The 25,629-nt window shown below is 70.2% G+C and carries 22 protein-coding genes; 16 read left to right on the top strand and 6 right to left on the bottom strand.

Annotated elements, in window-relative coordinates:
- Positions 1-5 precede the first annotated feature (5 nt).
- Positions 6-602, bottom strand: a complete 597-nt coding sequence (locus tag ACYVLP_RS03740; protein WP_460625994.1) for a TetR/AcrR family transcriptional regulator — start codon at positions 600-602, stop codon at positions 6-8.
- Between the two features lie 92 nt (positions 603-694).
- Between ACYVLP_RS03740 and ACYVLP_RS03735 the strand changes: the two genes are divergently transcribed.
- The 5 genes from ACYVLP_RS03735 (at position 695) to ACYVLP_RS03715 (ending at position 6,384) form a co-directional block, all read left to right on the top strand.
- Entirely contained in the window at positions 695-1,810 is a 1,116-nt protein-coding gene (locus ACYVLP_RS03735) for a hypothetical protein (protein WP_460625993.1), read from the top strand.
- A gap of 170 nt (positions 1,811-1,980) precedes the next feature.
- Positions 1,981-3,147 (top strand): acyl-CoA dehydrogenase family protein, encoded by a 1,167-nt coding sequence (locus ACYVLP_RS03730; RefSeq protein ID WP_460625992.1) that lies wholly within the window; start codon positions 1,981-1,983, stop codon positions 3,145-3,147.
- Positions 3,147-4,283 (top strand): acyl-CoA dehydrogenase family protein, encoded by a 1,137-nt coding sequence (locus ACYVLP_RS03725; protein WP_460625991.1) that lies wholly within the window; start codon positions 3,147-3,149, stop codon positions 4,281-4,283. Before ACYVLP_RS03730 ends, ACYVLP_RS03725 begins: the two co-directional genes overlap by 1 nt.
- An 85-nt stretch (positions 4,284-4,368) precedes the next feature.
- Positions 4,369-5,106, top strand: coding sequence for an enoyl-CoA hydratase-related protein (locus ACYVLP_RS03720; protein ID WP_460625990.1), 738 nt, complete (start codon positions 4,369-4,371; stop codon positions 5,104-5,106).
- A 141-nt stretch (positions 5,107-5,247) separates the two neighbouring features.
- Positions 5,248-6,384: an MFS transporter gene (locus ACYVLP_RS03715; RefSeq protein WP_460625989.1), complete on the top strand. Its 1,137-nt coding sequence runs from the start codon at positions 5,248-5,250 to the stop codon at positions 6,382-6,384.
- Between the two features lie 81 nt (positions 6,385-6,465).
- On the opposite strand, the gene ACYVLP_RS03710 is transcribed toward ACYVLP_RS03715, so the two are convergent.
- Entirely contained in the window at positions 6,466-8,205 is a 1,740-nt protein-coding gene (locus ACYVLP_RS03710) for an MDR family MFS transporter (protein WP_460625988.1), read from the bottom strand.
- Between the two features lies 1 nt (position 8,206).
- Positions 8,207-8,755 carry a MarR family winged helix-turn-helix transcriptional regulator gene (locus ACYVLP_RS03705; protein ID WP_460625987.1) on the bottom strand — a complete coding sequence of 183 codons (549 nt, stop codon included), beginning with the start codon at positions 8,753-8,755 and terminating at the stop codon, positions 8,207-8,209.
- 195 nt (positions 8,756-8,950) lie between these two features.
- Between ACYVLP_RS03705 and ACYVLP_RS03700 the strand changes: the two genes are divergently transcribed.
- Positions 8,951-9,694 (top strand): ANTAR domain-containing protein, encoded by a 744-nt coding sequence (locus tag ACYVLP_RS03700; RefSeq protein WP_460625986.1) that lies wholly within the window; start codon positions 8,951-8,953, stop codon positions 9,692-9,694.
- Between the two features lie 112 nt (positions 9,695-9,806).
- Here ACYVLP_RS03700 and ACYVLP_RS03695 read toward each other — a convergent pair whose 3' ends face one another.
- Positions 9,807-10,595: a sigma-70 family RNA polymerase sigma factor gene (locus ACYVLP_RS03695; RefSeq protein WP_460625985.1), complete on the bottom strand. Its 789-nt coding sequence runs from the start codon at positions 10,593-10,595 to the stop codon at positions 9,807-9,809.
- Between the two features lie 245 nt (positions 10,596-10,840).
- On the opposite strand from ACYVLP_RS03695, the gene ACYVLP_RS03690 reads away from it, so the two are divergent.
- The 9 genes from ACYVLP_RS03690 to ACYVLP_RS03650 all read left to right on the top strand — a co-directional run bounded on the left by ACYVLP_RS03690 (position 10,841) and on the right by ACYVLP_RS03650 (position 20,364).
- Positions 10,841-12,904, top strand: coding sequence for a cytochrome c oxidase assembly protein (locus ACYVLP_RS03690; protein WP_460625984.1), 2,064 nt, complete (start codon positions 10,841-10,843; stop codon positions 12,902-12,904).
- A gap of 56 nt (positions 12,905-12,960) precedes the next feature.
- Positions 12,961-13,158: a DUF6767 domain-containing protein gene (locus ACYVLP_RS03685; RefSeq protein WP_460625983.1), complete on the top strand. Its 198-nt coding sequence runs from the start codon at positions 12,961-12,963 to the stop codon at positions 13,156-13,158.
- 75 nt (positions 13,159-13,233) lie between these two features.
- Positions 13,234-14,043 carry a carbon-nitrogen family hydrolase gene (locus ACYVLP_RS03680; protein ID WP_460625982.1) on the top strand — a complete coding sequence of 270 codons (810 nt, stop codon included), beginning with the start codon at positions 13,234-13,236 and terminating at the stop codon, positions 14,041-14,043.
- Between the two features lie 167 nt (positions 14,044-14,210).
- Positions 14,211-16,049, top strand: a complete 1,839-nt coding sequence (locus ACYVLP_RS03675; RefSeq protein WP_460625981.1) for an NHL domain-containing thioredoxin family protein — start codon at positions 14,211-14,213, stop codon at positions 16,047-16,049.
- 49 nt (positions 16,050-16,098) lie between these two features.
- Positions 16,099-16,977, top strand: a complete 879-nt coding sequence (locus tag ACYVLP_RS03670) for a hypothetical protein (RefSeq protein WP_460625980.1) — start codon at positions 16,099-16,101, stop codon at positions 16,975-16,977.
- Between the two features lie 68 nt (positions 16,978-17,045).
- Positions 17,046-17,300 (top strand): DUF6458 family protein, encoded by a 255-nt coding sequence (locus ACYVLP_RS03665; protein WP_460625979.1) that lies wholly within the window; start codon positions 17,046-17,048, stop codon positions 17,298-17,300.
- A gap of 212 nt (positions 17,301-17,512) precedes the next feature.
- Positions 17,513-18,136 (top strand): ATP-binding cassette domain-containing protein, encoded by a 624-nt coding sequence (locus tag ACYVLP_RS03660; protein WP_460625978.1) that lies wholly within the window; start codon positions 17,513-17,515, stop codon positions 18,134-18,136.
- Positions 18,133-19,230 carry an ABC transporter permease gene (locus ACYVLP_RS03655; RefSeq protein WP_460625977.1) on the top strand — a complete coding sequence of 366 codons (1,098 nt, stop codon included), beginning with the start codon at positions 18,133-18,135 and terminating at the stop codon, positions 19,228-19,230. Before ACYVLP_RS03660 ends, ACYVLP_RS03655 begins: the two co-directional genes overlap by 4 nt.
- 123 nt (positions 19,231-19,353) lie before the next feature.
- Positions 19,354-20,364 (top strand): GNAT family N-acetyltransferase, encoded by a 1,011-nt coding sequence (locus tag ACYVLP_RS03650; protein ID WP_460625976.1) that lies wholly within the window; start codon positions 19,354-19,356, stop codon positions 20,362-20,364.
- Positions 20,365-20,478: 114 nt separating this feature from the next.
- Here the strand turns inward: ACYVLP_RS03650 and ACYVLP_RS03645 are convergent, their stop codons facing one another.
- Together ACYVLP_RS03645 and ACYVLP_RS03640 are read right to left on the bottom strand one after the other, a co-directional pair.
- Positions 20,479-22,341 carry an acyl-CoA dehydrogenase gene (locus ACYVLP_RS03645; protein WP_460625975.1) on the bottom strand — a complete coding sequence of 621 codons (1,863 nt, stop codon included), beginning with the start codon at positions 22,339-22,341 and terminating at the stop codon, positions 20,479-20,481.
- A 232-nt stretch (positions 22,342-22,573) separates the two neighbouring features.
- On the bottom strand, positions 22,574-23,314 hold the full coding sequence (locus tag ACYVLP_RS03640; protein WP_460625974.1) for a TetR/AcrR family transcriptional regulator: 741 nt from the start codon (positions 23,312-23,314) through the stop codon (positions 22,574-22,576).
- Between the two features lie 82 nt (positions 23,315-23,396).
- Here ACYVLP_RS03640 and ACYVLP_RS03635 point away from each other — a divergent pair, with 82 nt between their 5' ends.
- Positions 23,397-25,619, top strand: coding sequence for an MMPL family transporter (locus ACYVLP_RS03635; RefSeq protein WP_460625973.1), 2,223 nt, complete (start codon positions 23,397-23,399; stop codon positions 25,617-25,619).
- Positions 25,620-25,629 lie beyond the last annotated feature (10 nt).

Raw genomic sequence — 25,629 nt, 5'->3', positions numbered from 1 at the left:
GGGGGTCAGGCGCCTTCGAGGTAGCGCTGCAGCGTCGGGCCGACGTGCTCGACGAGCTCGTCCACCGACATGCTCGCGAGCGGCTCGATCCGCAGGACGTGCCGGCCCATCGCCACACCGACGATCTGGGTGGCTGCGAGCGCGGCCCGACGTCGAGCGTCGGGAGCATCGAGATGCCGTGCGTAGCCCTCGATGATGACGTTCTCGATGAAGTCGCGAACGACGTCGTGCGCCGGCCCCTCGGTCATCGCCGATCGCATCAGCCCGAGCATCGCGGGGCCGGTCGCCTCGTCGTCGACGAGCATGGCCATGGTGCGGGCGATGCGCTCTCCGATGCCGTCGAGTCCCTGCGCGAAGATCTCGTCGAGCTTCGCCCGAGGGTCGACCGGCAGCTCTAGCGTCGCCGCGAAGAGGCCGTCCTTGTTGCCGAAGTAGTAGGGCACGAGCGCGACGTCGACCCCCGCAGCATCCGCGACCGCTCGCATCGTCGTGCCCCTGAACCCGCGGGCCGCGAAGAGCGTGCGCGCCGCCGCGAGGATGTCGCCGCGCACGTCGGTGCGGTCGGCTCGAGGCCCGGGTCGACGGGCGGGAGAGGTGGACATGCGGTCCATGGTAGCCCAGATTGAACACCTGTTGAAAATCCCGGCCGTGCCGCCTACAGTTGGTTCTCAACGTTCGTTGAAAGGAGCCTCACATGGCCGCCAGCACCACTCCGACCCAGCCCGGCGCCTCGCCGGCCCAGCCCGGCGCCGCATCAGCCCAACCCGGCGCTGCGTCAGCCCAACCCGGCGCTGCGTCAGCCCAGCCCGGCGCTAGGTCAGCCCAGGCTGGACCGGATGCGCCGGCCTCAGCCCCTCAGGTCACCCGGCGGCGGCCCGCGCCGGTGGGCGCACTCTTCGCCCTGGTCCTCGTGCTCGGCCTCGTCCTCACTGCCTTCGTCCTCCCGGCGATCCACAGCGCTCCCCGCGAGGTTCCGATCGGGCTCGCCGGCCCGGCTGCGGCGACGAGCCAGGTCACCGCTGCCCTGGAGGCCCGCTCACCCGGGGCGTTCGCGCTGACCACCTTCCCCGACGAGAGCGCCCTGACGACGGCCATCCGCGACCGTGATGTCTATGGGGGCATCGTCATCGGCGCACAGGGTCCGACGGTCCTGACCGCACCCGCGGGCAGCCCCGCGGTCGCCCAGGTGCTCAACGCGCTCGCGGCCGGGCTCTCGCAGCAGACCGGTCAGCAGGTGCCCGTGACCGAGGTCGTCCCGCTGCCGACCGGCGACCCGCGTGGCGCCGGTCTCGCGTCGGCGCTGCTGCCGCTGATCATCGGCTCGGTCGCCCCGGTCCTGGCCATGATCCGGCTGGTCCGCCGTCCCTGGGCGAGGCTCGCGGGGGTCCTGGCCTCCGCCGTCCTTGTCGGCGCGACGCTGGCGGCCCTGCTCCACTGGTACGGCGCCTTCACGGGCTCGTGGGCCCTGGACGCAGCCGGGATGGCCGCCGTCCTCGCCGCGATGTCGACGGCGTTGCTCGGTCTCTACACCGTCGGGCGGTGGGTCGGGTTCGGCCTCGGCGTGGCGACCTTCGTGCTCCTGGGCAACCCGCTCTCCGGCATCGCCACGGCCCCCGAGTTCCTGCCCGCCTTCTGGGCGACGCTCGGGTCGTGGCTCCCGCCCGGTGCCGCCGGCCAGGTGCTGCGCAGCACGGCATACTTCGACGGCGCCGGCGCCACCCACGGGCTCACTGTCCTCGCCTCGTGGTTCGGCCTGGGGATCGTGCTGCTGGCCATCGGATCCCGTCGACGTCAGCCTGCCGACGCCTGACCCCCGAAAGGCATGCCGCGCCCGCCAGGTCGAGTGTGCGCTCAGTCCCACGCGTCACTGCACGCCCTGGCGGGTCCGGCGTCGCGGAGGTGCTCCGCCGCCCGGAGAACACCGGCGCAGGGCGTGTGGGAGGCTGACCAGCAGGTTGGGCCGACCGAGGAAAGGTGAGCATGGCGCCACGTCTGGTACCCCAGGGGATGCGCGAGCTGGCGCCGCTGACCGGGCTTCGGCTGGAGGTCCGGGCGTTCCTTGCCGAGCAGGTGCGGGCCGGTGCCTTCGTGCCGCACGTCGACACGTGGCTCACCCGCTGGGACCGCGAGTTCACGAGGGAGCTGGGCCGCCGCGGCTGGCTCGGGATGGTGATCCCGACCGAGTACGGCGGCCAGGGCCGCACCTATCTCGAGCGGTTCGTCGTCACCGAGGAGCTCCTCGTCGTCGGCGCGCCCGTCGCCGCACACTGGATCGCCGAGCGACAGATCGGGCCGTCCCTGCTCAAGTACGGCACCGAGGAGCAGAAGCACGCGTTCCTGCCGGGCATCAGCCGCGGCGAGGTCGTCTTCGGGATCGGCATGAGCGAGCCCGACTCGGGCTCCGACCTGGCCAGCGTCCGCACCCGCGCGGAGCGCGTCGAGGCCGGGCCTGACGGCCGCAGCGGCTGGCGTCTCACCGGCACGAAGGTCTGGACGAGCGGCGCCCACGAGGCCGACGCGTTCTTCGCCCTCGCCAGGTCGGCTCCACCGGACCCCGCCAACCGGCACGCCGGGCTCAGCCAGTTCATCGTCGACCTCCGCTCGCCCGACGTCCACATCCGCCCGATCCTGTCGATGGGCGGGGACCACCACTTCAACGAGGTGCACCTCGACGGCGTCTTCGTGCCGGACGACCGGGTGCTCGGCGCGATCGGCGAGGGATGGGCGCAGGTCACCTCCGAGCTCGGTTTCGAGCGGTCCGGTCCCGAGCGCGTGCTGTCGACGTTCCAGCTCCTCGCGGCGACCGCGCAGGCGATGCACGACGGTCGCCTGCCCACCGACCCGGCGCTCGGGCGCCACGTGGCGCGAGTCGCGGCGCTGCACCAGATGTCTTTCGCCGTGTCGGCGGCGCTCGAGGCGCACGAGGACGCAGATGTCGCTGCGGCCGTCGTGAAGCTGCTCGGCACCACCGAGGAGGGCGACATCGCCGACTACGTCGACACCCTGGCCGCGACCGGATGGGTCGAGGACGAGGAGCTGTACACCCTCCTGCACGCCGCGATCCTGCAACGGCCCGGGTTCACCCTGCGCGGAGGCACCAACGAGATCCTGCGCGGGGTCCTGGCCCGCGGCCTGGGGATGCGCTGATGACCGACCTGCGTGCGCTCGCCGAGCCGACGGGCCCCGACCCGGACCTCGTGGAGGTCCTCACGGACCTCTTCGCCGACTACCGCGCGGCTCGCCCCGCGCCCAGCGCCCACATCGAGCTCGACCGGGCGCTCTGGGCGCGGCTCGAGGCGCTCGACCTCACCCGCCTGACCGCCCCCGCGGCCCGGGGTGGCAGCGGTGGGACCTGGGTCGATGCGGCCGCCCTGCTCGGGCTCGCCGCGGCCGCCGGCGCGCCCGTGCCCCTCGCCGAGCACGACCTGCTCGCCGGCTGGCTGCTCGAGGCGGCGGACCTCCCGGACGACGGCCGCCTGCGGACCGTATGCCGTCCGGACCCTTCCGGGGTCGCCCTCAACGTGACCTGGGCTCGAGACGTCGAGGTGCTCGTCGCACTGTGGGAGGACCGGGACGAGTGGCGGGTCAGTGCCGTGCCGGTGGACCGGACCATGGTCGAGCCCGGTCGCAACCTTGCCGGTGAGCCCAGCGACACCGTCGAGTTCGACCTGGAGGATCTCGAGGCCGGGGCGCTCGTGGCCCACGAGATCGGTGAGCAGTTCCACCTGCGTGGCGCCCTCGCCCGGTCGGCGCAGGTCGTCGGCGCGATGGAGCGCGTCGTCGAGGTGGTCCTCACGCATGCGAGCGAGCGGGTCCAGTTCGGCCGCCCGCTGGCCCGGTTCCAGACCGTGCAGAACCTCGTGTCCGACATTGCGGCCGAGACCGCCCTCGCCAGGGCCGCGACCGACGCTGCTGTCGCGAGAGCCGCCGACTCCGACTGGCACGACCCGGGCATGCTGTTCGCCGTGGGCGTCGCCAAGTCGTGCGTCGGACATGCCGCATCCGTCGTCGTCCGCAACGCCCACCAGGTCCTCGGCGCGATCGGGACGACGCTGGAGCACGAGCTGCAGACCCTGACCCGGCCGATCCTGGTGCGCCGCAGCGAGTTCGGCTCGCTGTACGAGTGGGACGAGACGCTCACCGCTCTCGCCTGCTCGGCGGGTTGCGACCGGCTCTGGACGCTGGTCACGACCGGACGCGCCTCGTCCTCGCCCCCGCAACCATCTCCGTCCCCGCAACCACCCCCGCCCCCGCCCCCGCAACCCCCCGCCGGGTCGAGGTAGTCCGTCGCGGCATACGCGGCATACGCGGCATACACGGGCTATCACCTCGACCCCGAACCACCCGACAGCTCAAGGAGACTCGCCCATGACCGAGATCCGCTACGAGGTCAGCGACGGCGTCGCGCTCGTCACCCTCGACGCTCCCGAGCGCCGCAACGCGCTGTCGGTGGCGATGTCCCGCCAGCTCATCGAGGCCGCCCGGACCGCGTCGGATGACCACTCGGTCGGAGCCATGGTCGTCACGGGCGGCGCGCACTTCTGCGCCGGAGCGGTGCGTGACGTGCTCTTCGACGTCGGCCGCGATCCTGTCGAGAACCGCGCCTATCGCAACCTCGAGACGGTCTACCGCGCCTTCACCGCGGTCGGCTCCGCCGAGTGCCCGACGATCGCGGCGGTCCGGGGCGCGGCAGTCGGTGCCGGCCTGAACCTCGCCCTCGCCACCGACCTGCGGATCGTGTCTCGCTCGGCACGGCTGCTGCCGGGCTTCGCGCAGATCGGCATCCACCCCGGGGGTGGCCACTTCACCCTGCTCAACCGGGCCGCCGGACGCGAGGCCGCGGCCGCCATGGGCCTCTTCGGTGAGGAGGTCGACGGCGAGCGGGCCGTGGCCCTGGGACTGGCCTGGGCGGCATACGACGACGGCGACGTCGAGCAGCAGGCCCTGACCATGGCACGTCGCGTCGCCGCCGACCCGGAGCTCGCCCGCCGCACCGTCGCCAGCTTCCGTCGCGAGACGGCACCCGGAGGGATGCCCTGGGACGTCGCGCTCGAGCTCGAGCGGTCACCGCAGATGTGGTCCCTGCGCCGCAAGCACGAGGACTGAGCCGAGCCGGGGATTCGGCCCATCGTCGCTCCAGTGCGAGTATGGGAAGGTTCGCGCCCCCGATCGTGAGGAGCATCTGTGCTGGCGTCCTACCGACCTCTCTTCGAGGTACCGGGGGCACGCGTCTTCATCACAGGGGGGATGATCGCCCGTTCCGCGGGTGCGATGTTCGGCGTGGCCACCGTCGCCATGGTCGCCGCGCGGCGCGGCTCCTACGAGCTCGCCGGGGCCGTCGTCGCCGTCGGGATGGTCTCGCTGGCGGTCTGCGCACCGGTCATCGGACGGCTCGTCGACCGGTACGGCCAGCGGCGGGTCGCCATCCCGTTCTTCCTGTGGTCGGGCTTCTGGGCGATCCTGACGATGCTCGCCTCATGGCGGGACTGGCCGTCGTGGGTGCTGTTCGTGACGTTCCCGCTGTGCGCGGCGATCCCCAGTCTCGGCACCATGGCGCGGGCCCGCTGGGCGCACATCTTCGCCCATGACCCGCGCAGCCTGCACTCGGCGATGTCGTTCGAGCAGGTCATGGAGGAGGTCACGTTCGTCATCGGGCCGGTCCTGGCGATCTGGCTGTCGACCACGCTCTTCCCCGAGGCCGGGTTCCTCCTCGCGACGATGTTGTACACCGTGGGCGTCCTGGTCTTCATCTCCGCCCGCTCCACGGAGCCGCCGGTCGTGCCGCACCACGAGCGTCCCACCGAGCACGCGTTCACGGTGCCGGGGCTCATCCCGCTCGCCTTCATCATGGTGATGACCGGAGCGATCTTCGGCGTCAACGAGGTCGTCACGCTGGCCGTGGCGCAAGACGCCGGGCACAGCAACGCGGCCGGGCCGATCCTTGCCCTGTATGCCGTGGGGTCGGCCTTCGCCGGACTCGTCTTCGGGCACGTGTCCCACGGGCGCAACCTGCTCAAGCTGCTCATCCTCGGCACGCTGGGGATGGCCGTGCTCGAGTCGCCGGTCCTCATCGCCGGCAACCTCTGGGTGCTCGCCGGCGTCATGCTCTTCGCGGGGATGGCGACCGCCCCGACTCTCATCACGACGATGAACCTCATCGAGCGGGTTGTCCCCAAGGCTCAGCTCAACGAGGGCATGACGATCGTGCTGACCGGCCTGATCATCGGCATCGCGGCCGGATCTGCGGTGTCCGGTGCGGTGGTCGACCGGGTGGGGCCGCAGCCGGGCTACTGGGTCGCGGTCATCGCCGGCGGCTTCGCCTTCGTCATGGCGCTGGGCACGAGGGCCTTCCTCAGTCGCCGCGAGCTGCACAACCTGCGCTGACACCCACGCCGGTTCGATGTATTACCTCGCGCCATGTGGCGAGGTAATACATCGAACCGGGGGGTGGGTGTGGGTCGAGCCTCAGTGACCGGCGGCCACCGGTGCCGTCTCGTCCTCGGCGGACCCGGCCCTCGCCTCGCCCGGCTTGGGGCCGAGGTCGACGTGCGGCAGGAACAGCGAGGCGATGAACGCCAGCACGAGCACACCGGACGCCACGAGGAACACCGTCGACATGGCGTCGGAGAAGCCGACCAGGAACGGGCGGGCCAGGCGCGGGTCGAGCTGGTTGATGAACGAGCTGTCCTGCAGGGCGTTCGCTCCGGCACCGGCGGGGTTGCCCGAGGCCGACGCGGCGTGCAGCTGGGCGATGAACTGGTGGTTCGTCGCCGGGTCGCCCTGGTTCGGGTTGCGCAGCGCGGACTGGAACGCTTCCGTCGGTGCGAGACGAGCGAACGCGTCGCCGATCCTCGCGCCGGCCTGCGAGAACAGGATCGACAGGAACACCGCCGTGCCGAGCGTGCCGCCGATCTGACGGGTGAACGTGGCCGACGAGGTGGCCACGCCGATGTCGCGACGCGGGACCGCGTTCTGGACGGCGAGGGTCAGCGGCTGGAAGTTGAAGCCGAGGCCGATGCCGAAGGAGAACATCCCGATCATCGTCTTCCACAGCGGTGTGTCGGCGCCGATGTAGTGGAAGCCGAAGAGGGAGACGACGAGGATCGCGGACCCGACGATCGGGAAGATGCGGTAGCGACCCGTGCGGGAGATGGTCTGGCCCGAGAAGATCGAGCCGAACATGATGCCGAGGGTCATCGGCAGCAGCATCAGGCCCGCCTGCGTCGGCGAGGCACCCTTGACGATCTGCAGGTAGAGCGGCAGGGCGGCCAGGCCACCGAACATGCCCATACCGATGAAGACCGAGCTGATCGACGCGGCGGCGATGGTGCGGTTGCTGAACAGCCGCAGCGGGATCAGGGCTTCCTCACCCATGTTCCGCTCGATGAGGAAGAACGCGACTGCTCCGACGAGCCCGATCGCGTAACAGAGGATGGAGGTCGGTGAGCCCCAGCCCCAGCCGCGGCCCTGCTCGGCCACGATGAGCAGGGGCACGAGCGCGATCGACAGGGTGGCCGCACCCCAGTAGTCGATGCGGTGGTCGAGGCGGGTGTGCTTGAGGTGCAGCGTGCGGCTGACGACGATGAGCGCAGCGATCGCGATCGGGACGTTGACGAGGAAGACCCAGCGCCAGCCGGTGATGCCGAGGATCGTCGCCTGGCCGGCGAAGAAGCCGCCGATGACGGGGCCGAGGACGCTCGAGGTGCCGAAGACGGCCAGGAAGTAACCCTGGTAGCGAGCGCGCTCGCGCGGCGGCACGATGTCGCCGATGATCGCGAGGGCGAGCGAGAAGAGGCCACCGGCGCCGATGCCCTGGATCGCGCGGAACGCCGCGAGCGCAGGGACAGACCAGGCGAGCGTGCAGAGCATCGAGCCGATCGTGAAGATCGTGATGGCGAAGAGGAAGAGCTTCTTGCGCCCGTAGATGTCGCCGAGCTTGCCGTAGAGCGGTGTCGCGATGGTCGCGGTGATGAGGTATGCCGTCGTGACCCAGGCCTGGCCGGCGAGGTCGTTGAGGTCGTCGGCGATGACACGCATGGCGCTCGCGACGATGGTCTGGTCGAGCGCCGCGAGGAACATGCCCATCATCAGACCGATGAGGATCGTGATGATCTCTCGGTGCGTGAGCGGTGCTTCCGGCCGGTCGCTCCTCGGCTCCTCGGCCAGCGCCTGGGCGCGGGTCGGATCTGCCGTAGCGTCGGACATGTCAGTCCTCCCTGTTGTTCGGGACGAAGTGGTTCGGTGTGGACGGTGCCCCGGCGCGGGCGCCCTTCTGGACGAAGGGCATGAAGGGCGGCGACTCGCCGCGAGCCCGCAGGCTTGCGTCGAGGGCGTCGCCCAAGGCTCTGAGCTGTTCCGTGAACGCGGCCACGTCGGCCGGCTCCCAGTCGTGCAGCAGTCCCTGGAACCAGCTCGAGCGGGTGTCCTGGATGTGAGCCAGTGCGGCACGACCGGCATCGGTGAGCGAGACGGCATAAGCCCGCCGGTCGCTGGGGTCTGCGCTCTTGTCGAGCAGCCCGTTCGCGACGAGGGCACTGACCTGCCGGCTCACCGTCGAGACGTCGTTGTGCAGCGACGTCGCGAGGTCCGAGATCCGGATCGACCCGGCGCCGCCGACGAGGAACAGCACGGGGTATGCCGTGACGTCGACGCCGTCGTGGACGCGCGGGGCGGTGTGCTTCGAAGCCACGAGCAGCTTCTGGACGCGCAGGAGCGCGAGGAAGACGGCATTCGCCTCGTCCTTGCCGACCGGCATCGACCACACCTCCGGATCTCAACTAGTTGTTTGCAACAAGCAAGTATTTGTCCTCGTCCGGAGGGATGTCAACTCACTTCCAGCGATCTGGCCCAGAGGGGTAACGACTGGGTGTGGAGATGCGAAGATTGCCTGGTCCATCGGCCCCTTCGGCAGTGAGGGCCTGGCGGCTGGGCTGAACCACCAGGGAGTGACATGTCTTCCGACCTACCCCTCGACCCGACGATCAACGACGCCTTCCATCGGATGTCTGCGCTCATCTACGCGGGAGCCGACGCCGGCTCCATCCACCAGGCGCTCGTCGATGTGGCGGCCCGGCTCGTCGAGGGCTGTGACCGGGCGTCGCTGCTCGTGCGCACCCGCGACCGGTTCGTCACCGCGGCGTCCACCGATCAGGTCGCACGCCGGATCGACCAGATCGAGCTCGAGGTGGGGGAGGGACCCTGCGTCGATGCGATCCTCGACGAGGCCTACCAGCACGACGCCGACCTGACGACCGCGACCACGCCGTGGCCGCGCTTCACCGAGCGAATCGTGTCCGAGACGCCGGTCCGCTCGGCGATCGGCTATCGGCTGCTGCTCGATGGCGACAAGGTCGGCGCGCTGAACCTCTTCTCGGACACGCCCGGGGCGCTGTCCGAGCGGTCGGCCGACACCGGGGCCGTCATCGCGTCCTTCGCGTCGGTCGCCCTGATGGCGATCCGGGCCCGCGAGGAGGCGGCCTCGCTGCGGCAGGGCCTGCAGAGCAACCGGGAGATCGGCAAGGCGGTGGGCCTGCTCATGGCGGCCCACCACATCAGCGGAGAGGCCGCGTTCGAGCTGCTGAGGAGCACCTCGCAGGACCTCAACATGAAGCTTTCGCACGTGGCGGCACAGGTCATCCAGGGCCAGGAGACCCAGTTCGGCGGGGGCGCGGGCGCCACCGACCGAACGTCCTGATCACCCAGGCGAGTCCTCAGGCGAGTGCCCACTCGACGGTCCGCGGTCGCCCCTAGTCACGCGTACTGGTCGAGTGAGCACTCGGTCCGGAAGCCGTCCGAGCCGCTCAGGCTCAGGCGGTGGCGATGCCCTCCGCATCGAGCTGCTCACGCAGCTCCATCAGGGTCCGACGGAGCAGGCGGCTGACCTGCATCGCCGACAGACCCATGGACTCGGCGATCTCAGCCTGGGTCAGGTCGCCGACGAAGCGCAGCTCCACGAGCTCCTGGTCCCGCGCCGGCAGCCGCTCCAGCGCCGTCCGCACGACGATGCTCTCGTCGAGAGCCGGGTCGGAGCGCGGGTCGACGCGGGAGTCGAGCAGGTCGAGCACGGGCCGGCCGCCCTCGGAGGTGGTTGCGTCGAGCGAGGCGGGTCGCAGGTTGGTGGCTGCGACCTGAGCCTCCTTGACCGAGTCGAGGCTGAGATCGAGCTCCTCAGCCAGCTCCTCGGGGTCCGGGTCGTGCCCGAGGCGCTGCTCGAGCCGGGCCCGGGTGTCGGTGACGAGCTGGCGCCGCTCCTGCAGCTCTCGCGGTGGCCGGACCAGCCAGCCGTAGTCGCGGAAGTAGCGGCGCAGCTCGCCGGTGATGGTGGGTGTGGCGTAGGCGCCGAACTCGGTGGGCTTGTCGAGGTCGAAGCGGTGGATGGCCTTGAGCAGGGCCAGGAATGCGACCTGCTCGAGGTCCTCGTGGTCCAGGCCCTTGCCGGTGTACCGGTGGGCCAGGGAGCGCGCCAGCGGCATATGCAGCTGGGTGACGGACTCGAGCGCGCGGTCACGCTCGGACTCCGACGTCGTGGTGCGGAAGAGCGTGATGAGCTCACGGGTGCGGGCATCCTTGCGCAGGCCCGCAGGGGGGTCGGTCATGAAACCTCCGGATTCGGGAACCCCGATGCGGCACTGGCTTGACCGACTACTGCTGACGCTATGCGCTTGCGGGGCAACCCGCAAGGTTCCCTATGTTTCCTTTTGCTCGCAAATGGGTGTATGCCCGCGCGCGTTCAGTGGGTCAGGACGAGCCCGTCGAGCGGCTCTCGACGTCCACCTCGACGAGCCGCCCGAAGGCGCTGCCCGGGTGCATGGGGAGGCGTCGGACTACTTACCCTTGATGCATGTCCACCCTCCAGCGACCCGCCGTCGGCGACGTGCCCGCGGCCGCCCCGCGCCCCTTCCTGTCGGGGCCGGTCGTGGTCGCCGGAGTCGTCGTCGTGGGCCTGCTCGCATGCGTCGTGGCGGCCCGGTTCACCGGCGCCACCCAGCCGCTCGAGGGTGGTCTGGTCGACGCCGGGCCCGTCGTGCGCTGGGCTCTGCCGCTGGTCCGCGTCGTGCACGACGTCGCCGCCTCGCTGACCGTCGGGTCGCTCCTGCTCGCCGCGACGATGATCCCGGGCGCATCGCGCGCTGCGACCATTGCGCCGGACGAGCCGCGGCGCGGGGCTGCGCTGCGCCTGGCGACCGCCGCCGCCTTCGTGTGGGCGGTTGCCGGGACCGTCGGGCTCGTCCTCACCTTCGCCGACGCCGCCGGCATCCCGCTCAGCGACCCGAGCTTCGGCGACAGTCTGGCCGCCTCCGTCTGGGGCATCGACACCCTGCGGGTCGCTCTCATCAGTGCGCTCGCGGCGTTCGTGGTCGCGTCCGGCGCGGCCGTCGCCCGGTCCCGTGGTGTCGCCATGTGGCTGGCCATCCTCGCGTCGTTCGGCGTGCTCGTGCTCGGGCTCGCGGGCCACGCAGGAGGCTCGTCCGACCACGAGACGGCGGTCAACGCGATCGGCGCGCACCTGCTCAGCGCGTCGGTGTGGGTCGGTGGGCTGCTGTCGATCGTCGTGCTCGCACGCTCGATCGGTCCGGCTCTGGGTGTCGTCGCTCGCCGGTTCTCCACGGTGGCGCTCTGGTGCTTCGTGACTCTGGGAGTCTCCGGTGTCATGTCGGCCAGCACCCGCCTCGGGACCTGGTCGGACCTCGGGACGCCGTACGGCATCCTGATCCTCGTCAAGGTCGTCGCCTTCGTCGCGCTCGGGGTCGCGGGTGCCTGGCACCGGCGGATCACGCTGGACCGCATCGACGCCCTGGACCGCGGGGACTCCACACGCACGAGCCTGTTCGTGCGCCTCGCCGTGGTCGAGACGCTGGTCATGGGGCTGGCTTTCGGCGTGGCGGCGGCGCTCGCGCGCAGTGCGCCGCCCGTGCCGGAGACGGTGCCCAACCCCAGTGCGACGCTGGCCCTCACGGGATACCCGGCCCCGATCGCCCCGACCGCGGCGTCGTGGCTCACCGCGTGGCGGGTCGAGTGGCTGTTCCTCGCGACCGCGCTTCTCGCGGTCGGGCTCTACCTGGCTGGTGTCATCCGGATGCGCCGGCGTGGCGACGCCTGGCCGGTGCTGCGGACGGTGAGCTGGGTCGCGGGCTGGCTGCTGTTCGCCTACGCGACCAACGGCGTGCTTGGCATCTACGGGCGCGTGGCGTTCTCGTGGCACATGACGCTGCACATGATCGAGGCGATGGTCGTGCCCATCCTGCTCGTGCTGGGAGCGCCGGTGACGCTAGCCCTTCGGACTCTGAAGCCGCGCACCGACGGCACGCTCGGCCCGCGGGAGCTCGTGCTCGCGGTCGTCCACTCGCGGGTCTTCGCGGTCCTCGGCAACCCGGTCTTCGCCGCCGCGTTCTTCTTCATGAGCCTCGTCGTCTTCTACTGGACCGGGCTGTTCGAGCTGGCCCTGACGACGCACACCGGGCATCTGCTCATGACCGCGCACTTCATCCTCACCGGGTACCTCTTCGCCTGGGTGCTCGTCGGCATCGACCCAGGGCCGAAACGCTGGAGCCCGGCGCTGCGGCTCATCGTGCTCTTCGCCACGATCGCTTTCCACGCCTTCTTCGGCGTCGCCATGATCACCGGCACCACGCTGCTCGGCGGCGACTTCTTCACGACCATCGCGATCCCGTGGGTGCCCGACCCCCTCGCCGACCAGCGTTTCGGTGGCGGCGTCGCCTGGGCCATCGGCGAGCTGCCGAGCCTCGTACTAGCGCTCATCGTCGCGATGCAGTGGTTCCGGGCGGACCGGGCCGAGGCGATCCGTGGCGACCGCCGAGCCGACCGGGACGGCGATGCCGAGCTGGCGGCATACAACGCGCGGCTGGCCGCCCTGGCCCGCCGCGACCAGAGCAACCCCCGCTGAGGCGATTTCATTATCAATTACTACGTGCTGTAGTATGGGTGCCGGAAGGAGGGGACATGTCCCAGAGACCGCCGATGCCCCGGTGCCCTGTCCGGCTCGGCGAGCCGTGCACGCTGTGCTTTCCTGGAGCCAGCGGGCCGCAGGACTGCGGGCTTGTCTACCTCGTCCAAAGCGACCCGGAGCTGCGTGAGGAGCTCGCTGAGCGCCGTCGCGCGCAGCAGCGGCTCCGGGTCGCAACTTCAGCAGCGAGCTGAGTCGCCGCGATCTGAGAGGGCCGCGCCGGGCTGAGTCGGGTGCCGCCCGCTGCGCGGACATGTGAGAGTTGCGCCATGAAGGTTGCGCTCATCCAGCTCGCCTACGGCGACGACGAGTCCGTCGCCGCACGCACCGAGCGGGTCACAGCACTCGTTCGAGCCCAGTCGGGCCATGACCTCGTCGTGCTCCCCGAGCTGTGGTCGGCGGGAGGGTTCGACTACCGCCACTGGGACGAACGGGCCGAGTCGGTCGACGGGCCCGTTGCCGCCGCGCTCGCGGGCGCTGCCAAAGACGCCGGCGTCACCCTGCACGGCGGCTCGATCGTCGAGCGAGGCGCCCCGGCCGTGCCTGGCGGCAAGGGCCTCTGGAACACCAGCCTCGTCTTCTCGCCCGAGGGCGAGCTCGTCGCGACGTACCGCAAGATCCACCGGTTCGGCTTCGGGGAGGGGGAGCCGAGCCTCATGGATGCCGGAGAGGATCTCGTCGTCCTCGAGGTGCCGGTGGCCGACGGTGACTCGGTGCCGGTCGGGCTCTCGACCTGCTACGACCTGCGCTTCCCCGAGCTCTACCGGAAGCTGCTCGACCGCGGCGCCGAGGTCTTCGTCATCCCGGCGGCCTGGCCGATGCGCCGGGTCGGGCACTGGACGCTGCTCGGCCAGGCCCGCGCGATCGAGGACCAGTGCGTGGTCCTGCAGTGCAACACCGCCGGCACCCACGCGAGGCACGAGATGGGCGGCCACTCGCAGGTCGTCGACGCGACCGGGCAGGTCCTGGCTTCCGCTGGCGAGGGCGAGCAGGTGCTGAGCCTCGACATCGACACCGCTGCCACCCTGGCGTGGCGCACGGCTTTCCCGGTCCTGCCCGACCGGAGGCTCGGGATATGAGCCGGACCCAGGGATAGGGTCAGCAACCCTGTGATCTTGCTCCGGAATCCGGAGCAGAATCACACGGTCCGAGGGCACCCTGCCCCAGTCCCCGCTCCCCGCCTGCCCCGCACCGGCACAGCAGCCCGCGATGCTCGCGTGCGAGGCCCGCGCTTAGGCTCGACGGTATGCGTTCTCGTGTTCGTGTCCGCGCCCCGGAGCTCGTCGGCCGCGGATGGCTCAACACCGGCGGCAAGGCATACTCCATCGCCGACTTCCGCGGGCGCGTCCTGATCCTGGACTTCTGGACTTTCTGCTGCGTCAACTGCCTCCACGTGCTCGACGAGCTCCGGCCGGTCGAGGCGCAGTTCCCCGACGCCCTGACCATCGTCGGCGTGCACTCCCCGAAGTTCGAGCACGAGGCCGATCCCGAGGCGCTCGCCGCCGCCGTGGAGCGGTATGCCGTTCACCATCCCGTGCTGGACGACCCTAACCTGACGACGTGGCGCGCCTACACCGCCCGCGCGTGGCCGACTCTTGTCGTCGTCGACCCGGAAGGTTACGTCGTTGCGTCGATGTCGGGGGAGGGGCACGGGAGCGGCCTGGCCGCGCTCGTCGGCGAGCTCGTCGAGGAGCACCGCGCGAAGGGGACACTACAGCCGGGTGACGACCCGTACATCGCGCCGCCTCCGGCTCACACCGCACTGCGTTTTCCGGGCAAGGCCGTGGCACTCCCGGACGGCTCCTTCGTCGTGTCCGACACCGCGAACCACCAGGTGGTCCACCTCGAGTCGGACCTCGAGACCGAGCGAGCCCGGTGGGGAGGGCGTTGGGTCTTCAACGAGCCACAGGGCGTCCTCCTGGCGACCCCGCAGGTGGCCTCGCGGCTCGGGGTCGACGTCCTCGTCGCCGACTCCGTGAACCACCAGCTGAAGGGAGTTTCGTTCTCCGACGGGTCAGTTCACGTCCTCGCCGGCACCGGCGCCCAGCTGCGGGAACGAACGGGCGGCGGTCTCGCGCTCGAGCAGCCGCTCTCGACCCCTTGGGACCTCGCCTGGCTCGGCGACCAGGTGCTCATCGCTATGGCAGGCACCCACCAGCTCTGGGCGTGGACGCCCGGTGAGTCCGTCGAGTCCAGCACGGTCGAGGTCGTTGCGGGCACCACGAACGAGGGCCTGCGGGACGGGCCCGCCGGCCAGGCGTGGTTCGCTCAGCCGTCCGGCCTGGCGACCGCCGGTGTCGGCGACCGGGTGTGGATCGCCGACTCCGAGACCTCCGCCCTTCGATCGATCACCCGCACCGACGCCGGGCTTGTGGTCGAGTCCCATGTCGGCACAGGGCTTTTCGACTTCGGCCACCGCGACGGCCCGGCTGCGCAGGCACTCCTGCAGCACCCGCTCGGCGTGACGGTGCTTCCGGATGGGTCGGTCGCGATCAGCGACACCTACAACGGTGCGATCCGCCGCTTCGACCCTGCCAGCCAGCAGGTCAGCACGCTCGCTCAGGGGCTCGCCGAGCCGAGCGACGCTGTCGCGGAGACCGACCCGGACACGGGCGAGACGCGTCTGGTTGTCGTCGAGTCGGCCGCGCACCGCCTCGTCCGAGTTCCACTCCCTGAGGACGCTCAGCGCGTCGAGGGTCCGGCCCGTCGCACGCAGCGCCCCCCGACGCCGCTGCCGGCCGGGGCGGTCCGTCTCGAGGTGACCTTTGTGCCGCCGCCGGGCCAGAAGCTCGACGACCGATGGGGTGACCCCACGATGCTCGACGTGTCCGCGAGTCCCGAGGGCCTGCTCATCGAGGGGGGCGGCAGGTCACGAGGGCTCACGCGGTCGCTGTGGCTGGCGGACGGCATACCGGAGGGGACGCTGCACGTCTCCGTGCAGGCCGCTGCCTGCGACGGCGATCCGGAGACGGGCGAGGTGCCCGAGCATGCAGCATGCCATCTCTTCCAGCAGGACTGGGGAATCCCCGTCACCATCGATCCCGGCTCGGATGCCAGACTGACCCTCGACCTGCGAGGGGTCTGAGCCCGCGACCGGTGGGCCGCGGCCCTAACCGACCGACAGGAGGCACCACGTGGCGCAAGGCTCCGAGAGCTTCGGGCGCTCGATCGGTTCGGCGGTGCTCGGCGTGCTGGCGATACTCCTGATGCCCTTGTCGCTGTTGGCGTTCTGGGCATCGACCACGCTGACGCAGACGGATGAGTTCGTCGCGGAGATGGCGCCGGTCGTGCAGACGCCCCAGGTGCAGGAAGCCCTCGCCGACGGCATCGTCAACGGCGTGCTGGGCGCGATCCAGCTCCAGCCTGCCGTGGAGAAGGCCCTCGAGCCGGCGATCCGCGCGGAGGCGACCCGGATCGCGGCCAGCCCTCAGGTCGCGCAGGCGTGGAAGACCGGCATCCGTGGGGCGCACACGCAGTTCCTCGCGGTGATGAAGGGGCAGGCCGCCACCGACCTCGACCGGCAGGGTCGCGTCACCGTGGTGCTCAAGATCCCCGTTCCGGGGCTGTCGTCGGCGCTCCAGCAAGCCGGCGCCGGGAATGCAGCCGATGCCCTGACCCCGACCGTGTCCATCCCGCTCATGACGGCCTCTCAGCTCGACACCGCGCAGCGTCTCTACCGGATCAGCGACGCCTGGGGTCCCTGGGCGCCCGTCATCGTCGCCGCGCTGGCCCTGCTCGCGATCCTGCTCGCCCGACGGTGGCGCACGGCGACGACGCTGATCGCGATCGGGTGGCTCGGGATGTCCGTCGCCCTCACCCTGTTCCTCATGGTGGCGCGAGAGCCCCTCGTCCGACACGTCACACCTCCGGTCGCTCGGACGGTCGCGGACGCGGCCTACGGCCTGGCCGCGCGCGGTCTCTACGGAGAGATCGGGCTCGCAGTGGCCGTCTCGGTCGTCATGCTCGTCGTCGTGGTGGCGAGCCTCGTCTTCCGCCGACGTCGCACCGTCTGACCCGCGGTTCGAGGTATTTCGTCGTGCGATGCCGCGACGGAATACCTCCACCCGGGTATGGGAGTGGCATGGGTATCGGACTAGGGATCTTTCTCCTCGTGGTCGGCGCGATCTTCACCTTCACGCCGCTCGACTCGAACTGGTTCAACACCAACCTCAACACCGTGGGCATCATCCTCATGCTCGGCGGCGCGCTGGCGCTCATCATGTCCGTCATCATCAACGGGCAGCGCAACCGGACGCAGCACACCGTCGTCAACGAGCGTCGTGGTGGCCCCGATGTCGTCGAAGAGCGCATCGACCGTCGCGACGACCACTACTGAGAACACCGGCGCCGGGGGCGCCACCCTCCCGCTGAGGTATGCCGGCCCGGCATACCTCAGCGTCCTATGTCGCCACGGTGGGGCCGAGCGTCAAGCACGGCTCTGTTGGCGTGTCTATCTGAACCCCCGCCCCCCGTTGGCAGAGTCGCTGCCTCTGGCATGCAGATATGGCAGTATCGTCTGACTCGCGTTTGACCTGTGTCAGGAGTCGGATGACATCACCAACAGCCGTCAGCCTGCGCGGCGTGAGTGCCGCGCACGGCGTTACCCGAGAACGTCCGGTCGATCTCGATGTCCGAGGGGGCGACCGGGTCTGGATCAGCGGTCCATCAGGCGTGGGCAAGACTTCACTGCTGTACGTGCTCGGGGCCATCACGCTCGCCGCTCGCGGATCGGTAAAGGTCGGTGCCGTCTCGGTGTCGAGCGCACGTGTCGCGGACGACGTGCGCAGGCGGCAGGTCGGTTTCGTGCTTCAGGACGCCCAGCTTGTCGAGCACTGGACCATCGAGCGGAATCTCGCGGCGATGAGCGGCACCGACCGCGCGGCCGAGGCCCTCGCCCGGCTCGCGGCGTGGGGCGTGTCCATCGACGGGCGACCGCCTCGCTCGCTCTCGGGGGGCGAGCGCCAGCGCGTGGTCACGGCGGGCGCCCTCGCGAAGCGCCCCATCCTCCTGGTCGCTGACGAGCCGACCTCGAGCCTTGACGAGGAGAACCGCGAGGCAGTCATGGCGTCCTTTCGTCAGGCCTCCGACACCGGAGCCGCGGTCGTGGTGTCGAGCCATGACCCGAGCTGGGCCTCGTGGGCCACGGCGCATGTCCGATTGGCGCGGGAGTGAGCGGCCACACGACTCTCGCCAATGCGTCGGCCAACATCCTCGGTCGCCGTGCTGCGTCGGCCACGACGATCGCCGTGGTTGCGAGCCTCCTGGCCGCGGTGGTCGGCCTCCTCATCCCGGTGCGCGATCTGCGCGACAACCTCCGCGCGCGATACGACCGCGACGACTGGCGGACCACTCTCCTGGTCGCCGGCATCGCCAACGCTGACCGACCCATGGACGTCGCTCAGCTCGAACAGCTCCGAAGGGAGCCCGGTGTCACCGGGGTGTGGCGGTTGGACCCGGCCGAAGCAGCCGTGGGTGGCGAGACAGTGCAGCTGCTCAGGTATGTCGACGCCCTCGGTATCACCATCGCCGCTGGGCGCGCTCCCCGGGCCGGTGCTTGCGAGGCCCTCGTGTCGCGCTGGGTCGGCGGTGTGCAGCCGGGGGAGGTCGTCCCGGCGACCGTCACCTCAAGGGGGTTGACCAAACGGCTCGACATGGCCGTGGTCGGGGTCGTCGACCAGGGGTACCCGCTCGTCAACGGCCCAGTCCTCTTCACGACCTGCCCGCTGCCCTCGGAGGTTGATGTCGGCGATCTCGTCGTGACCACAGAGCACGGTCACCTCCCGACCACCTACGTTGCGGAGACCCTCGACACGCGTGCGAAGCGCACGATGGACAGCTCGTCGAGCACCGGTCTGCTCGGCTTGCTGGCCGTGGCCGCCTCAGTCCTCGCAGTCTTCATCGTCGGGTCGGTCGCTCGCTGGACCGTGCGGTCAAGACTCGGCGAGTTCACGACGTTGCGAGTGTGGGGCCTGTCGAAGCGGAGCATTGTCGCCCTCGTCGCTGTCGAGCAGGTCACGCTGGCCATGGCGGCCGCACCGGTCGGAGTCGGGTTGGGCACCTACCTGGCCTGGCGGCTCGTTCGCGCTGCCGGACCCTCGGGCCTCGTCGACCCTGAGGCCGCGATCAGCGTGGCCCTGCCGTCCTGGTCCACCGTCGGCATCGCGGTCGGCGGCATCGCCTTCGCGCTCGTTGCGTTGACGACGCTGCCGGTCTACCGGGCGCTCGCGCCCGACATCGCGCGCCTGCTGCGCCGCCGGGGCGAGTAATGGGCTTCGGACCGCCACCGGGCATGGCCCTTCCGGCCCGGCATACCTCAGCGTCGTATGCCGCTGGCCCGGGCTCCGAAAGTCGGTGGCCCGGTGTCGCACGGCACCCCTAGCGTTGCGCGCATGGGGACGACGAAGCTGGACGTTCAGGACACCGAGAGCTGCCGGCAGGCGTACGACGCCTTCATGGCGAGCAAGGCCGTGGGCCGGCCGTGGTTCGAGGGGCCGTCGTTCGACGAGGTGCTGGTCGACTGGCGACACGTCGACCCGGCCGAGCTGCGGGAGCAGTGGATCGTCGCCGACGAGGAGCTGGGACGGGTCGTGGGGCTGGCCACCATGTGGTTCCCGATGCAGGACAACACGTCGCTGACCTGGTTCGACCTGCAGGTGCACCCCGACGCGCGCCGCAGGGGCCACGGGTCCGATCTCATGGCGCGCGTCGTCGAGCGTGCACAGGCCAACGGGCGCTCGGAGATCGTCGGTGACCTCATGGCGCCGAAGGGCCAGCCCGACCACCCGTACCGGACGTTCGCCGAGAAGCACGGCTTCCTGCTCAGCAACACCGAGATCATCCGTCACCTCGACCTGCCCGTCGCGGACGACCTGCTCGACCGGCTGGAGGCCGAGTCGAAGCCGCGCTGGGAAGGCGCGTACCGGCTGGAGACCTATGCCGGCGGGGTGCCGGAGCCGCTGCGCGAGTCACTCTGCGCGGTGATGAACCAGCTTGCCGTCGACGCACCTACCGGTGACATCGAGTTCGAGGCGGAGTCGCTGGATCCTGCGCGGTACCAGCAGCAGCTCGACGTCGAGCGCGAACAGAAGCGCGGGCGGGTCACGACGGTCGCGATCGACGAGGCGTCCGGTGACGTCGTTGCCTACACAGACCTCGTGCTGCCCGCGGGAGCACCGTCGGTCGTCTGGCAGTGGGGCACGCTCGTGCACGGCGACCACCGGGGTCACCGGCTCGGCATGGCGGTCAAGATCGAGAACCTCCGCCGACTCCAGGCCGACTACCCGACTCGCAAGCGGGTGACGACGGGCAACGACGGCACGAACTCCTACATGGTCAGCATCAACGAGCAGCTCGGCTTCCGGATCGCCGAGCTCTGCCCGGCCTACCATCGCAAGCTCTAGCCCTACATGTCGAGTGGCCACTCCGACACACGAGTCGAGTGGCCACTCCGACACACGAGTCGAGTGGCCACTCCGACACGCAGCTGGGTGTGTCGGAGTGGCCACTCGACGGTGTCAGAAGGCGGACTCGGGGACGTCCATGAGGCCGTTGTCGACGGCCTCGGCCATCGCGCGCTCGGCGGCCAGCTTCGGCAGCACGTTGCGGGCGAAGAACGTCGCGGCCGCGACCTTGCCGGTGTAGAAGTCAGCGTCCTTGCCCGAGGCGCCGGCGTCGAGGGCCCGCTGGGCCACCTCGGCCTGACGCAGCAGCAGCCATCCGACGAGGAGATCGCCTGCGGACAGCAGCAGCCGTGTCGTGTTCTGGCCGACCTTGTACATGTTCGCGACGTCGCCGCCCATCCGCGGGTCGCTCTTCATGAGGTCGCTGATCATGTGGCCGACGATGCCCTGGATGTCCTCGAGCGCCTTGCCGAGCAGCTCGCGCTCTGCATCGAGCGACCCCCCGAGGTCCTTGGCGAACTCCTGGATCTGCCCCGCGACATACTGCAGCGCCTGGCCCTTGTCGCGGACGATCTTGCGGAAGAAGAAGTCGAGGCCCTGGATCGCCGTGGTGCCCTCGTACAGCGTGTCGATCTTGGCGTCGCGAACGTACTGCTCGAGCGGGTAGTCCTGCAGGAAACCCGAACCGCCCAGTGTCTGAAGGGACTCCGTGCCGAGCAGCACCCAGGCCCGCTCCGAGCCGAGGCCCTTGACGAGCGGCAGGAGCAGGTCGCTGACGCGGTTGGCGATGTCGGCGTCGGAGCCGTTCTCGATCGGCGTGGTGGGGTTGCCGGCCTGGGCCTGGTTGACGGTGTCCTGCTGGCTCGCGGTGAAGATGACCAGCGCCCTCAGCCCCTCGGCATACGCCTTCTGGAGCATGAGCGAGCGGCGCACGTCGGGGTGGTGCGTGATCGTCACGCGCGGCGCCGACTTGTCGGTCATCTGCGTCAGGTCGGCACCCTGCACACGCTCCTTCGCGAACTCGAGCGCGTTGAGGTACCCGGTCGACAGCGTCGCAATCGCCTTGGTGCCCACGAACATTCGCGCGTTCTCGATGACCTTGAACATCTGCGCGATGCCGTCGTGGACATCGCCGAGGAGCGTGCCGACAGCCGGCTCGTGCTCACCGAACGTGACCTCGCAGGTGGTGCTGACCTTGAGGCCCATCTTGTGCTCGACGTTGGTGACATAGGCGCCGTTGCGCTCGCCGAGCTCACCGGTCTCGAGGTCGACCTGGAACTTCGGGACGATGAAGAGGCTGAGGCCCTTGGTCCCCGGACCGGCACCCTCGGGCCGCGCGAGGACGAAGTGGACGATGTTGTCGACGAGGTCGCTCTCAGCGGAGGTGATGAAGCGCTTGACGCCGGTGATGTGCCAGGACCCGTCCGGCTGCTGCACGGCCTTGGTGCGGCCGGCCCCGACGTCTGACCCGGCGTCGGGCTCGGTGAGGACCATCGTCGTGTGCCAGGCGTTGTCGACGATGTGCTTTGCCAGCTTCTTCTGGTCAGGCGTGCCGAGGTGCCAGAGCAGGTTGGCGAAGGAGTAGCTCGCCGTGAACATGTGGATGGCCGGGTTCGCCCCGCACACCATCTCGGCCACCGACCAGCGCAGCGACGCCGGCACGACCATGCCGCCGAGCTCGGCCGGCACGTCGAGGTTGCCCCACTCGCCGTCGACGTAGGCGCGGAACGACCGGCGGAACGACTCGGGCATCGTGACCGTGGTCGTCGCCGGATCGTAGACGGGCGGGTTGCGGTCGGAGTCGAGCAGGCTGTCTGCCAGCTCGTTCTCGGCCAGCCGCGAGACCTCGCGCAGGATGTCCTTCGCGGCGTCGACGTCGAGGTCGGCGTAGATGCCGTGCCCCAGGATCTCGTCCCGGCCGAAGACCTCGAAGAGGTTGAACTCGAGGTCACGCACGTTGCTCTTGTAGTGGCCCATCGGGGTCCTCCACTGTCTGTCGGATGTCTCTGTCGCACGTCGGCCCGCGCAACGGATGGCGGGCAGGGCCAAGTTACTGGCCGGTCACTTCCATGATGCTACTCACGGGTAACGAGCGCAAGGGTGGAACGTCACGGCTGCGTCACGAGCCCGCCGGCCGCCCCATCGGTTCGAGGTGTTCGGATGGAGGTATTAGCGCGTGCCATAGCCCGGCTTATTACCTCCACCCGAGTCAGGGGACGTCGGGGGAGCCGGCGTCCTTGAGGCCGAGCCGGACGAGGAGCTCGGCGAGCCGGCCTTCGAAGAACTCCGAGGCATCGTCGACGGCCCACTTCATGTGGCCGAACACCTCGGTCGCGACGGCGCCGTAGAGGCTCTGCCAGCAGTAGACGTAGAGGACCGCAGCGCGCGTGTCGATGTCGAAGCCGGCACCGCAGGCGAAGTCGTCGATCTGCTCGGCAACACTCTTGGGGATCGGGCGGTTCCAGCGCATGCCGGTCCCGACGTCCTCGATCTCAGCGAACAGCTCGAGCCACACGAGGGCGAAGCTCTGGCCGGCGATCTCCTCGTGCTTTGCCTCCGGGTCGACCACGACGCCGGGGATCGGCGCGCCGAAGAGCAGCCCGAACTCCGGCGTGTGCTCGATCGCCCACTCGCGGAACGCGCGGGCCGTGCGGCACAGGCGCTCGGCGACGCTGTCGCCGGGAAGGGAGTCGCGAACGGCATACAGGTGCTGCCCCAGCTCTGCGTAGAGGTCGACACAGACGCGGGCGAGCAGCAGCTCGCGCGACGGGAAGTAGCGGTAGATCGCCGGTGCCGTCATGCCGACTCGTTCGGCTACCGCGCGCACCGTGACCGCCTCGGGACCGCCCCCGACGAGCAGCTCGCGCGCGGCCTGGCTCAGCTCGGCCTGGGTCGCGGCGAAGAGGCGCTCTCGGCGGGTCGGGGATTCGGTCTTGACGGGTGCGGCCACAGCACAACTATAGTTGATCGCGGAGGTGAACGTTGTTCACCGACACGATCAAGCATCAGCGGAGGGAAGTATGTTCCAAGGCTTGGGCCGCCTCGTCACCCGGGGCCGCCACGTCATCGTCGTCGTGACGCTGCTCGTCGCCGTGGGCGCGGGCGCCTGGGGGACCGGGGTCTTCGGCTCCCTGACCAACAGCGGCTTCGACGACCCCAACAGTGAGAGCGGGCGGGCCGCCACGCTCCTCGAGTCGCGCATCGCGCGCACGTCTCCCGACCTCGTCGTCCTGGTCAGCAACCCGGGCCGCACGGTCCAGGACACGGCATACCGCTCGACTGTGGACGCCGCGCTCGCGGCGCTGCCCGCCAAGGATGTCGTCGCCTCGCACACCTACTGGAACACCGGCAGCCAGTCCTTCGTCGCCGGTGACGGCCACACGACGTATGCCGCCGTCACCCTGACGGGGGTCGAGGCGCTCACGGGGGAGGCGGCGTCGGTCGCCAAGCTCCGCTCGACGCTGGGCGACGCCGGCTACGACGTCAAGCTCGGCGGCTCCGCAGCGGCGAACCTCGAGATCTCCGACCAGGTCTCCTCCGACATCGGCAGGGCGGAGTCCATGTCGATGCCGATCCTGCTCCTGCTGCTCGTCGTGATCTTCGGCAGCGTCGTCGCGGCGTCGCTGCCCTTGATGGTGGGTGGTCTGGCGATCGTCGGGTCGTTCGCCGCCATCCGCGCGGTGACCTCGTTCACCGACGTCAGCATCTTCGCGATCAACCTCGTCACCATCCTCGGGCTCGGGCTGGCGATCGACTACGGCCTGCTCGTGGTCGGCCGGTTCCGCGAGGAGCTCGCAGCAGGCTATGACCGGTTCGAGGCGACGAAGCGGACCGTGTCGACCGCGGGACGCACTGTCGCGGTGTCAGCCCTGACTGTCGCGGTCGCCCTCTCAGGACTGTTGCTGTTCCCGTTGACCTTCCTGAGGTCGATGGGGATCGGCGGCATCGCCGCGGTGCTCATCGCCGCCGTGGCTGCGGTGGTCGTGCTGCCCGCAGTGCTCGCGATGCTCGGGTCTCGGGTCGACCGGTGGTCGCTGCGGCGGTCCCGGCCGGTCGAGCGCGGCAGCGGCTTCTGGTCGCGCCTCGCCGAGCTCGTCATGCGCCGGCCGGTTGCGTTCCTCACGGCCGGGCTCGCCATCCTCGCCTTCCTCGCCGTGCCGTTCCTCGGGGTGAAGTTCGGCGGCGTCGACGAGCGGGTGCTGCCGGCAGACGCGGAGACCCGGCAGGTCAGCCAGGTCATGCAGCGCGACTTCGGAGTGACGGTCACTGACCCGATCGTGGTGGCCGCGACCGTCGACTCCCCGGTCACCTCGGCCGAGGGTCACGCTGCGCTGGCGAGGTACCTCTCGGACGTCAAGGCGGTCGACGGCGTGACCGGCGCGCAGGTCGTCGGCGCGAGCGGCAACCTCGCCCAGGTCGCGGTGACCTACCGTGGCGAACCACTCGACGACCAGGCGAAGAACGTCGTGACGACGATCCGGGGCATGCAGGTCGAGGGGGTGCAGACGCTCGTCGCCGGGCCCACCGCCCAGCTCATCGACCGGCTCGCGTCGATCGGCGACACGCTGCCGCTCATGGCTCTTGTCATCGCCGGCGCGACGTTCGTGCTCCTCTTCCTCGCCTTCGGGTCGGTGCTCATGCCGATCAAGGCGATCCTGCTCAACCTCGTGACGCTCGCCGCGACCCTCGGCGTCGTGACCTGGGTGTTCCAGGAGGGTCACCTCTCCTCGTGGCTCGGCTTCGAGTCGACGGGCTTCGTCGAGGCCACGCAGCCGATCCTCGTCATGACCCTGGTCTTCGGGTTGTCCATGGACTACGAGGTGTTCCTGCTGTCGCGGATCCGGGAGCAGTACGACCGGACCGGAGACAACCGCGCGGCGGTCGCCACCGGAATGCAGCGCACGGGCCGGATCATCACCTCCGCCGCTCTGCTCATCCTCGTGGTCATCGGCGCCTTCTCAGCGTCATCGATCACCTTCATCAAGCTCATCGGCATCGCGATGATCACCGCGATCGTGCTCGATGCGCTGCTCGTCCGGATGGTCGTCGTGCCTGCGACGATGCGCCTGCTCGGCGACGCCAACTGGTGGCTCCCGCGGCCACTCGCCCGGCTGTACGGCCGGTTCGGGATCCGCGAGGACGGCGGCTCGAGCCCCGAGCCCTCGGCCGACGGGTCCGGCTCGGCGGGCGCGTCGACGCCGGATGGATCGGGGTCCGCTCCAGGGACACGGGTCCGGCCGGTCCCCGCGAGCTGACGGACGGCAT

The organism is Intrasporangium mesophilum, assembly GCF_054783095.1.
This window is presented reverse-complemented; position numbering and strand designations above follow the sequence as displayed.

Excerpts from the sequence above, each read along its gene's own strand:
- ACYVLP_RS03680 (WP_460625982.1), top strand. The coding sequence starts at position 13,234 with ATGAAGGTTGCGCTCATCCAGCTCGCCTACGGCGACGACGAGTCCGTC.
- ACYVLP_RS03710 (WP_460625988.1), bottom strand. The coding sequence starts at position 8,205 with ATGTCCGACGCTACGGCAGATCCGACCCGCGCCCAGGCGCTGGCCGAG.
- ACYVLP_RS03735 (WP_460625993.1), top strand. The coding sequence starts at position 695 with ATGGCCGCCAGCACCACTCCGACCCAGCCCGGCGCCTCGCCGGCCCAG.
- ACYVLP_RS03665 (WP_460625979.1), top strand. The coding sequence starts at position 17,046 with ATGGGTATCGGACTAGGGATCTTTCTCCTCGTGGTCGGCGCGATCTTC.
- ACYVLP_RS03685 (WP_460625983.1), top strand. The coding sequence starts at position 12,961 with ATGTCCCAGAGACCGCCGATGCCCCGGTGCCCTGTCCGGCTCGGCGAG.
- ACYVLP_RS03690 (WP_460625984.1), top strand. The coding sequence starts at position 10,841 with ATGTCCACCCTCCAGCGACCCGCCGTCGGCGACGTGCCCGCGGCCGCC.
- ACYVLP_RS03645 (WP_460625975.1), bottom strand. The coding sequence starts at position 22,341 with ATGGGCCACTACAAGAGCAACGTGCGTGACCTCGAGTTCAACCTCTTC.
- ACYVLP_RS03725 (WP_460625991.1), top strand. The coding sequence starts at position 3,147 with ATGACCGACCTGCGTGCGCTCGCCGAGCCGACGGGCCCCGACCCGGAC.
- ACYVLP_RS03705 (WP_460625987.1), bottom strand. The coding sequence starts at position 8,755 with ATGCCGGTCGGCAAGGACGAGGCGAATGCCGTCTTCCTCGCGCTCCTG.
- ACYVLP_RS03695 (WP_460625985.1), bottom strand. The coding sequence starts at position 10,595 with ATGACCGACCCCCCTGCGGGCCTGCGCAAGGATGCCCGCACCCGTGAG.
- ACYVLP_RS03675 (WP_460625981.1), top strand. The coding sequence starts at position 14,211 with ATGCGTTCTCGTGTTCGTGTCCGCGCCCCGGAGCTCGTCGGCCGCGGA.
- ACYVLP_RS03720 (WP_460625990.1), top strand. The coding sequence starts at position 4,369 with ATGACCGAGATCCGCTACGAGGTCAGCGACGGCGTCGCGCTCGTCACC.
- ACYVLP_RS03650 (WP_460625976.1), top strand. The coding sequence starts at position 19,354 with ATGGGGACGACGAAGCTGGACGTTCAGGACACCGAGAGCTGCCGGCAG.
- ACYVLP_RS03740 (WP_460625994.1), bottom strand. The coding sequence starts at position 602 with ATGTCCACCTCTCCCGCCCGTCGACCCGGGCCTCGAGCCGACCGCACC.
- ACYVLP_RS03715 (WP_460625989.1), top strand. The coding sequence starts at position 5,248 with ATGATCGCCCGTTCCGCGGGTGCGATGTTCGGCGTGGCCACCGTCGCC.
- ACYVLP_RS03700 (WP_460625986.1), top strand. The coding sequence starts at position 8,951 with ATGTCTTCCGACCTACCCCTCGACCCGACGATCAACGACGCCTTCCAT.
- ACYVLP_RS03660 (WP_460625978.1), top strand. The coding sequence starts at position 17,513 with ATGACATCACCAACAGCCGTCAGCCTGCGCGGCGTGAGTGCCGCGCAC.
- ACYVLP_RS03730 (WP_460625992.1), top strand. The coding sequence starts at position 1,981 with ATGGCGCCACGTCTGGTACCCCAGGGGATGCGCGAGCTGGCGCCGCTG.